This is a genomic window from Cupriavidus sp. L7L, assembly GCF_004353535.1.
Taxonomy (GTDB): domain Bacteria; phylum Pseudomonadota; class Gammaproteobacteria; order Burkholderiales; family Burkholderiaceae; genus Cupriavidus; species Cupriavidus oxalaticus_A.
The window spans coordinates 42,865-51,416 of record NZ_SMNY01000039.1; the positions used below are offsets into that span (position 1 = coordinate 42,865).

An 8,552-nucleotide genomic window follows, 5' to 3' on the forward strand; every position below is an offset into this window, starting at 1 on the left:
GCTCATGCAGCGTCCAGCAGCTTCAGCCGCTGCACCTTGCCGGAGGGCCCGCGAGGCAATTCCGCGATGAAGCGGAATTCCCGGGGCGTCTTGTAGCGGCCCAGCTCGCGCAGGCAGTGCGCGCGCAGCGCGGCGTCGTCGCAGGCCACGGCTTCGCGCCTGACGACGAAGGCGACGATCTCCTGCCCGTAGGCCGGGTCGGGCACGCCCACCGCCGCCGCTTCCAGCACGCCCGGATGGCGCAGCAGCGCTTCGTCGATCTCGCGCGGGGCGATGTTCTCGCCGCCCTTGATGATCAGTTCCTTGGCGCGGCCGGTGATGTAGAAGTAGCCCTCCGCATCGCGGTAGCCGAGGTCGCCGGTGCGCAGCCAGCCGTCGGGCGTGAAGGCTTCGCGCGTGACCTCGGGCGCCTTGTAGTAGCCCGCCATCACGCTCTCGCCTTGCAGCACGATCTCGCCGACCTCGCCGTCGGGCAGCGGTTGCCCGTCGCGCCCGAGCACGCGAGCCTGCGTGCCGGAGGGCCGGCCGATGCTGCCGATGCGCCGCTGCTGCGGATCGAGCGGATTGCTGAACGCCGGCGCCGCGGTCTCGGTCATGCCCATGGTCTCGATCACGCCGATGCCGAAGCGCTGCTCGAACGCGCGGTGGTGCTCCGGCGGCAACGCGGCGGAAGCGGAGCGGCAGAAGCGCACGCCGGCCGGCGCACGGCCATCGGGATCGTTGAGCAGGTAGGCGATGATGGTCGGCACCACGTTGAGCCAGGTGCAGCCGTGGCGGGCAATGTCGTGCCAGAACGCACTGGCCGAGAAGCGCATCGGCATCACCACTGAGCCGCCATGTACCAGCGGCGCGATCGCGGTCACCACCAGCCCATTGATGTGGTACAGCGGCAGCGTGGCCAGCACGCGATCGCCCGCGCCGAGCGCATGCTCGCGGCTGACGCTGGCGCCGTTGGCGGCGAGGTTGCGGTGGGTCAGCAACACGCCCTTGGGTGTGCCCGTGGTGCCGGAGGTGTACATCAGCAGCGCCGGATGATGCGGCTGCGGTGGCGGAAGCGGAGCGGCACCGGCCTGCACTACCGGCAGCGCGGGCAGGGCGGTGTCGTCGGGCGCGGTGACCACCACTGGCACTTCCACGCCGCCTTCGGCCAGCGCCGTGCGGATCGCGGCTTCGCCTTCGGGGGAAGTGAAGACCAGCCGCGTGTCCGCGTGCCCGAGGATGTAGCGCAGCTGCGCGGGCTGGCACAGCAGGTTGATCGGATTGGCCACCAGCCCGCAGGCCATGGTGCCGAGCAGCAGCCGCGCGGTCTGCTCGCCGTTGGGCAGGTACACCGACACCGTCTGGCCGCTGCCGAGGCCGGCCTCGGCGTAGCGGCGGCCGAGCGCATCCGCATCGGCGGCCAGGTCGCCGAAGCTGAGCGCGCGGCCGCTGTCGGGAGACAGCAGATAGGCCTTGTCGGAAGCTTGCGCGGCACGGGCGGCCAGCAGCGTGGCCACAGTGTCGAGCACTTCAGGTCGGATGCGCGCGTTCATTGGCCGACCCTCGCAAAATAGTCGCCCAGCAGCTCGCGCTCGTCCGGCACGCACTCGGCGATGGGTTCGGCGATGCGGGTGATGTTGAGGTATTGCCGCCAGCCTAGGTTGTCCGAGAAATTGTTGCCGCCCCAGGTGCCGCAGCCCATCGACAGCGAAAACGGCAGGCCATTGTCGAAATTGCCGCCGGTGGCGAAGCAGTGCGCCTGGTTCACGATCACGCGCGCCACCGGCAGTTCCTGCCCGAGTTGCAGCGCCTGCCGCGGATCGGCCGTATGCAGCCCGACCGAGTGGCCCGCGCCCATGTAGTCGTAGAGGCTCGCCACGCGCGCCACGGCGGCGTTGTAATCGGCGGCGCGATAGAGCGTGAGCACCGGCGAGAGCTTTTCGCCGGAGAAGGGATAGTCGCTGCCGACGCCGGTCTCAGGCACCAGCAGCATGGTCGGCTGCAGCGCACGCACGCGCGCCAGGCCCGCCAGCTCGGCAATGCGCGGCGCGCTCTGGCCGGTCATGTCGCCGGCGAGCTTGCCGTGCCGCCACATCAGCGCCTGCAGCCGCGCCTTTTCCTCGGCGGTGAGCAGCACGCCGCCGACGGCGGCAAGCGCTTCGAGCATGGGCTGGTAGACCGCGTCGAGGATCACCAGGCTGTTCTCCGACGAGCAGCTGGTGGCGTTGTCGAAGGTCTTGGAGCGGACGATCTTTGCGGCCGCATCGCCCAACGCCGCGCTGGCATCGACGATGGCGGCCACGTTGCCCGCGCCGACGCCGAACGCCGGCGTGCCGCAGGTGTAGGCCATGCGCACGTTCGCCTGCGAGCCGGTGGCCACCACCAGGTCGGCCTGGCGCATCAGTTCGGCGGTCGAGGCCTTCGACACCGGCGCGGGCAGCATCTGCACCAGGTCGGCGGGCAGGCCGGCGCGCGCGAACTCGGCGTGGATGAACGACAGCAGCAGCTCGCATGTGCCCTGTCCCTTGGGAGAGGGCGCGACCACCACGCTGTTGCCGCACTTGAGCGCGTTGATGATCTTGTTGGCCGGCGTCGCCCCGGGGTTGGTCGACGGCGTGATCGCGGCGACCACGCCGACCGGCCGCGCGATCTCGGTGATGCCGGTGGCGGCGTCACGCGCGATCACGCCGACGGTCTTGCGTCCGTGCAGGTCGCGCAGCAGGCCCAGCGTCTTGCGATGGTTCTTGCGGATCTTGTCGTCGACGTTGCCAAGGCCGGTGTCGGCCACGGCCCGCTCGGCCAGTTGGCGGTTGCGCGCGGGCTCCATGATGGCCCACGCGGCGGCGGCCGCGGCGGTGTCGACGATGGCCTGGCCGGCACGCGCGAACGCGCGCTGCGCCTGCCGGGCGCGCGCCATGATCGCATCGACCTGGTCTTCCGGCATGGGCACATCGGTGGAATGGGACTGCTGGCGCTGCAGTATCTGCACACTCATGGATCGGCTCCGGGGTTGGGTCAGGTAGGTCCGCCGCGGCGGCCCCGAGTCGAATCTAGTGAACCCAAACCGGCATGCCGTCCCAATTTGTGCGCTTTCGCGAGCACGGCTGCGGGTTGCATCCGGTAGTGCAGATTTCGGGACGCCAGGGCGTCCCGGAATCCGCTAAATTGCATCCATGAGTAATCACTCGAACGCCGCCGCGGTGCGCGCCTTCCGCATCCTGGAGATCCTGTCCGCCGCCGACGGGCCCATGCCGCTGTGCGCCATCGTTGAGGAAATCGGACTGCCCAAGCAGACCGTGCACCGCATCCTCAAGCAGCTGGAAAGCACCTGGCTGGTGTCGCGCACGGCGGGCAGCCCCGGCTATGAATGTTCGTCACGCGTGCGCCAGCTCGCGGTCAATGTGCTGATGCAGGCGGGGCCGGCCGCGGCGCGGCACGCGATCCTGCAGCAACTGGTCGACAAGGTCGGCGAGACCTGCAACCTGACCATGCTGTCGGGCGACGACGTGGTTTATCTGGACCGGGTCGAAACGCAATGGCCGCTGCGCATGCACCTGCAGCCGGGCTCGCGTGTGCCGCTGCATTGCTCCGCCAGCGGGAAGCTGCTGCTGGCCTTTCTGCCGAGCGCGCAGCGCGAACGCCTGGTGGCCAACCTGCCGCTGCGCGCGCATTCGGCGCGTACCATCACCGACGCCGCGGCACTGCACGCAGAGCTGGCCGAGACGCGGCGGCGGCGCCTGGGCATCAACAACCAGGAAAACCTAGAGGGGATGATTGCGGTGGCGGTGCCGGTGATGCGCAACCGCAGCCGCGCCTGCGCGGCGATCGCGGTGCAGGCGCCGCTGGCGCGGATGACGATGGACCGGCTGATGGGATTCGTGCCCGACCTGCGCATGGCGGCAGACGCGATGGTGAAGACGTTTGGGGAGTAGACCGCGCTGCGGTGGTTTGCTCCCCTCTCACGCTTGCGGGAGAGGGAGAACACCTTGCTCAGGCTTGCTCGGGCTGCTTGGGAGCAACCAAAACCGCTCGCTCTTGCTTGGGTTTCAAACCGCCGGCGCCGTCGGTTCGACGCCCGGCGGCGTCACGTTGAAGCAACCGCGGTACGTCGCATAGAACGAGCAATACAAGATCGCCAGCATCAGCAGCGAATACGGCGTCACCAGGAACGACAGCACCGTCTCCGCCCCGAACGCGCTGAATACCGCCTCCAGGATAAACGGGATCGCCACCAGCAGCATCGCGAACAGCACGATATAGGTGAAGAACGCCCCGCGATTGCGCCAGCACGCGGTCCAGCTGAAGAACAGCGCCTTGACCGGTGGTACCCCGTGCCAGGCCGCCAGCAGCGGCGCGAACCAGAACATCATCGCGATCGGCGTGTACAGCAGCGCGCCGATCATCATCGCGTAGTAGAGCTGCCGCACCGCTTCGGCCGAGGGCGCTTCTTCCTTCAGCACGATCGGCACCAGCGCGCTCATGTCGACCACCGCGCCGGCGATCAGCCCCAGCATGAACACCAGCCCGGCGTAGATGCCGCCCAGCACCAGCAGGTTGCGCGTGGCTTCCTTGCCGTTGGCGCGAAAGCCCGCCAGCAGCACGGTGGGCAGCACGCGCTTGTTCTGGATCACGTCGCGGCACGCGGTCATTACGCCGACCGACAGGCCCGGCGTGACCACCAGCAGCGCGATGATGCCGATCAGCGGCACCACGATGGCCAGCTGCGCGGCGATCAGGTAGACGAACAGCAGCATCAGGAAAGTCAGCGGATTCTTGCGGAACAGCCAGATACCCTGGCGGAACCAGACGTAGCCTTCCTTGGCAGGAACTTCCAGTAGTTGCATGACGGATCAGATCCAGGGGAGCGGGCGCGCGGGACTGGTGTCCAGGCGCCGGCGCAGGATGCGTTCGAAATGAGTGGGATCGTGCGGCTGCAGCATGTCGGCCTCGCGCGGCAGGTAGAAGTCCCACAGCCGCGACACCCAGAAGCGCAGCGCACCCGCGCGCAGCATGTCCTGCCAGTGCGCGGCCTCGGTGTCGCTCAGCGGCCTGACCGCATGATAAGCGCGCAGCATTGCCTGCGCCCGCGCGTGGTCGAGTTCGCCGCTGGCCAGGTCGATGCACCAGTCGTTGACGGTGACCGCCAGGTCGAACAGCCACTTGTCGTTGCCGGCGAAATAGAAATCGAAGAAACCGCCCAGACGGTGGCGTCCGCTGCCGTCTTCCTCGAACAGCACGTTGTCGCGGAACAGGTCGCAATGGCACGGGCCTTCGCCCAGGCTGGCGTAGTCGGCGCTGGCGAAGAACGCCGCCTGGTGCGCGATTTCCTGTTGCAGCAGGGTACGCTGGCCGGCGTCGAGGAAAGGCAGGATCTCGGGCTCGGTCTGCTGCCACCAGGCCAGGCTGCGCAGGTTGGGCTGGCGGCGCGGGTAGTCCTGGCCGGCCAGGTGCATGCGCGCCAGCATGTCGCCGACTTCGGCGCAGTGCTGCGCGTCCGGCGCCAGCTGCGAGGCGCCGGGCAGGCGCGTGACGATGGTGGCGGGCTTGCCCTTGAGCGGGCGCAGGATCTCGCCGTCGCGCGCCGGGATCGGCGCCGGCACGCGGATGCCGCGCTCGGCCAGGTGCGCCATCAGGTGCAGGTAATAGGGCAGCTGCGCGAACGACAGGCGCTCGAAGATGGTCAGCACGTACTGGCGTGCCTGGCCATCCTGCTCCATGGTAAGGAAGAAATTGCTGTTCTCGATGCCCGAGGCGATGCCGCGCAGTTCGCGCACTTCGCCAAGGTCGAAATCAAGCAGCCAGCTGGCGATCTCGTCCTGCGAGACCGTGGTGAATACGGCCATACTCGTTGTGTGAAGCGAATCGGAAAGCGGCGGCAAAACCAGGGCCGCCGCCGCGGCATGACTGCCGGAGGGCCGGCGCGGCCCGCTTACGCCGGGCCGTGGGTCAGCGTCCCGCCGCCGCTGCGGCAGGGCGCTTGCGTGGTCAGAATTTCAGGTTGACCGATGGTACGCGGTTGACATCGTGCTCGCGGATGCGCGGCGAGCTGTCTTCCGGCTTGCTCATCTCGTACTTGGTGCCGAAGCCGGACTTGACCTGGATATCGGTGGCGCGGCCCTTGTCGCGGTACTCGCGCACCTGCGTGCCGTCGCGCTCGTTGAGCTGGAAGCTCGGCTGGCGCGGCTGGTTCAGCTGCGTCTTGGCTGCCGGCGCGATCGGCTGGTTGTTGATCTGGTTCAGTTCCTGCTGCGACAGTGCGCTGCTTTCCTGGTTGCCCTGGGCCAGCACGGGCGCCGCCAGCGCAAATGTGGCGGCAGCCGCGGCCAGCAGGCGCAGGCCCGCGGGCAGGGGGTCGTCGGACCGGGCAGAACGGCACGACCGGGTGGAACGGGAGGTCATCAGGGGCTCCTGTGCGGCGTCGCGGCGCCCCAAGGGCAATAAGGGGCGGCGGGCGACGCCGCGGCATGCGGCGGTTGGCTGCAACCCGGCGGCGCCGGGCTTGGCAGAACGGACAGGTTCCATTCTAGCAATTCTGCCGTGCCCGGAGGCCGGGCCGTGCCCCGCGGCGCACCCGCGCAACGGCAGGAGTGCCTGACGCGTGGCTTGCGGCGCAAGCCGGCCGGGCCCGGGCCCGGCGGCGCGCTTACAGGTAGAACATCTCTTCCTTGGGCGGGATCGGCTTGTCGCCGCCACGGCGCTCGTAGTAGTCGTAGACCGCTTCGAGTACTTCATGCGGCTCGTCGACGATCTTCATCAGGTCGAGGTCGTGCTCGGCGATCAGGCCCATCGGCAGCAGCGTGAAGCGGAACCAGTCGAGCAGGCCCTTCCAGAAGCGGCTGCCGAACATGACCACCGGCACCGAGCGCGACTTGCCGGTCTGCACCAGCGTCAGCACCTCGGCCAGCTCGTCCAGCGTGCCGAAGCCGCCCGGCATCACGATAAAGGCGTCGGAGTTCTTGACGAAGGTGACCTTGCGCGTGAAGAAGTGGCGGAAGCGCATGGCAATGTCCTGGTACGGATTGCCCTGCTGCTCGTGCGGCAGTTCGATGTTCAGGCCCACGCTGGCAGACTTGCCGGCGTGCGCGCCCTTGTTGGCCGCTTCCATGATGCCGGGGCCGCCGCCCGAGATGACGGCGAAGCCGGCATCGGAGAACAGCCGCGCGATCTCGATGGTGCGCTGGTAGTAGGGCGAATCCTCGCGCAGGCGCGCGCTGCCGTAGATCGACACGGCCGGGCGGATCTCCGAGAGGTACTCGGTCGCCTCGATGAACTCTGCCATAATCGTGAACATTTGCCACGATGCGCGCGCCTTCTTCGCGGTCGCGCGGTCTTCGTCGGCCAGCGCACGCAGGCTGGGGATCATCTTGCGCGGATTGGCACGCGCCGCGGCGGCGGCGGCTTTTTCTGCGGCCACTTCAGGCGGATGGCCAGCGGCGGCGGCATCGGCCGCGGCGGCTACGGCTGCGGCGTGTTCGGACGCTGCCTCCGGCGGGGGTTGTACGGTATCGCCGGAGATATCGGAAACATCCGGATCAGCAAGGGGGGCGGTCGAAGCACCGCCCGCAGCGGCACCAGTCAATTTTGAGTCCATGGGAATGTCGGATAGTCCAAAAACACTCTTGCTCGTCGACGGATCGAGCTATCTGTATCGCGCTTATCACGCTCTGCCGGACCTGAGGAATGGAGAGGGCCTGCCCACAGGGGCAATCTACGGCATGATCAACATGCTGCGCAAGCTGCGCAACGATTACCCGGCAGAGTATAGCGCCTGCGTGTTCGACGCAAAGGGCAAGACCTTCCGCGACGACATGTATCCGGCCTACAAGGAACACCGCCCGTCCATGCCGGAAGACCTGGCCCGCCAGATCGAGCCGATCCACGAGGCCGTGCGCGCGCTGGGTTGGCCGATCGTGGTGGTCGACGGCGTCGAGGCCGACGACGTGATCGGCACGCTGTCGCGCCAGGCCACCGAGCAGGGCGTGCGTACGGTTGTATCCACCGGCGACAAGGACCTGGCGCAGCTGGTCAACGACCAGGTCACGCTGGTCAACACCATGAGCGGCGAAGTGCTCGATCCCCCGGGCGTGGCGGCCAAGTTCGGCGTGCCGCCCGAGCGCATCATCGACTACCTGTCGCTGATCGGCGATGCGGTCGACAACGTCCCCGGCGTGCCCAAGGTGGGTCCCAAGACCGCGGTCAAATGGCTGGCCGAGCATGGCTCGCTCGACGGCGTGATGGCCGCCGCGCCGGGCATGAAGGGCGTGGTCGGCGAAAACCTGCGCAATACGCTCGACTGGCTGCCAATGGCGCGCAAGCTGGTCACGGTCAAGACCGACTGCGACCTGAGCAAGGCGGTGGCGGATTTCCACGCGCTGCGCGAGACCGGCGAGGACAAGGACAAGCTGGTCGAATTCTTCCAGCGCTACGGTTTCAAGACCTGGCTGCGCGAAGCCACGGGAGAACGCTTACCTGACGCGCGCGCGCAGGCCCGCGCCCGCGCGGCCGCGGCGCCGGCGCCGGCGCAGGGCGGCCTGTTCGATGCGCCGGCGGCGGCCACCGGCAATGTGGTCGAG

Annotated in this window: 8 protein-coding genes; 2 read left to right on the forward strand and 6 right to left on the reverse strand. The window is 68.4% G+C overall.

The genetic code is table 11. The annotated features are described in order from the left end of the window. Positions 1–2: 2 nt before the first annotated feature. Positions 3–1,532, reverse strand: coding sequence for an acyl--CoA ligase (locus E1J61_RS29315; RefSeq protein ID WP_133097415.1), 1,530 nt, complete (start codon positions 1,530–1,532; stop codon positions 3–5). Further along, positions 1,529–2,974: an aldehyde dehydrogenase family protein gene (locus E1J61_RS29320; RefSeq protein ID WP_133097416.1), complete on the reverse strand. Its 1,446-nt coding sequence runs from the start codon at positions 2,972–2,974 to the stop codon at positions 1,529–1,531. Before E1J61_RS29320 ends, E1J61_RS29315 begins: the two co-directional genes overlap by 4 nt. A 178-nt stretch (positions 2,975–3,152) precedes the next feature. Between E1J61_RS29320 and E1J61_RS29325 the strand changes: the two genes are divergently transcribed. Continuing rightward, positions 3,153–3,911, forward strand: a complete 759-nt coding sequence (locus E1J61_RS29325; RefSeq protein ID WP_133097417.1) for an IclR family transcriptional regulator — start codon at positions 3,153–3,155, stop codon at positions 3,909–3,911. A gap of 114 nt (positions 3,912–4,025) precedes the next feature. Here the strand turns inward: E1J61_RS29325 and E1J61_RS29330 are convergent, their stop codons facing one another. From E1J61_RS29330 to E1J61_RS29345, 4 genes are all read right to left on the reverse strand, one after another. Continuing rightward, a complete protein-coding gene (locus E1J61_RS29330; protein WP_133097418.1) occupies positions 4,026–4,823 on the reverse strand; it encodes a BPSS1780 family membrane protein in 798 nt (265 codons plus the stop codon). A 6-nt stretch (positions 4,824–4,829) separates the two neighbouring features. Further along, positions 4,830–5,822: a homoserine kinase gene (locus E1J61_RS29335; RefSeq protein WP_133097419.1), complete on the reverse strand. Its 993-nt coding sequence runs from the start codon at positions 5,820–5,822 to the stop codon at positions 4,830–4,832. 142 nt (positions 5,823–5,964) lie between these two features. Next, positions 5,965–6,378 carry a hypothetical protein gene (locus tag E1J61_RS29340; protein ID WP_133097420.1) on the reverse strand — a complete coding sequence of 138 codons (414 nt, stop codon included), beginning with the start codon at positions 6,376–6,378 and terminating at the stop codon, positions 5,965–5,967. Positions 6,379–6,622: 244 nt separating this feature from the next. Then, positions 6,623–7,570, reverse strand: coding sequence for a TIGR00730 family Rossman fold protein (locus E1J61_RS29345; protein WP_232353319.1), 948 nt, complete (start codon positions 7,568–7,570; stop codon positions 6,623–6,625). Between the two features lie 4 nt (positions 7,571–7,574). On the opposite strand from E1J61_RS29345, the gene E1J61_RS29350 reads away from it, so the two are divergent. Continuing rightward, positions 7,575–8,552 (forward strand): 5'-3' exonuclease H3TH domain-containing protein (locus tag E1J61_RS29350; RefSeq protein WP_305791067.1); only part of this gene is annotated, 978 nt, incomplete at its 3' end.

Bases quoted from the DNA above. Each gene is read 5' to 3' on its own strand.
- E1J61_RS29320 (WP_133097416.1), bottom strand. From the start codon at position 2,974: ATGAGTGTGCAGATACTGCAGCGCCAGCAGTCCCATTCCACCGATGTG.
- E1J61_RS29345 (WP_232353319.1), bottom strand. From the start codon at position 7,570: ATGGACTCAAAATTGACTGGTGCCGCTGCGGGCGGTGCTTCGACCGCC.
- E1J61_RS29330 (WP_133097418.1), bottom strand. From the start codon at position 4,823: ATGCAACTACTGGAAGTTCCTGCCAAGGAAGGCTACGTCTGGTTCCGC.
- E1J61_RS29315 (WP_133097415.1), bottom strand. From the start codon at position 1,532: ATGAACGCGCGCATCCGACCTGAAGTGCTCGACACTGTGGCCACGCTG.
- E1J61_RS29340 (WP_133097420.1), bottom strand. From the start codon at position 6,378: ATGACCTCCCGTTCCACCCGGTCGTGCCGTTCTGCCCGGTCCGACGAC.
- E1J61_RS29335 (WP_133097419.1), bottom strand. From the start codon at position 5,822: ATGGCCGTATTCACCACGGTCTCGCAGGACGAGATCGCCAGCTGGCTG.
- E1J61_RS29325 (WP_133097417.1), top strand. From the start codon at position 3,153: ATGAGTAATCACTCGAACGCCGCCGCGGTGCGCGCCTTCCGCATCCTG.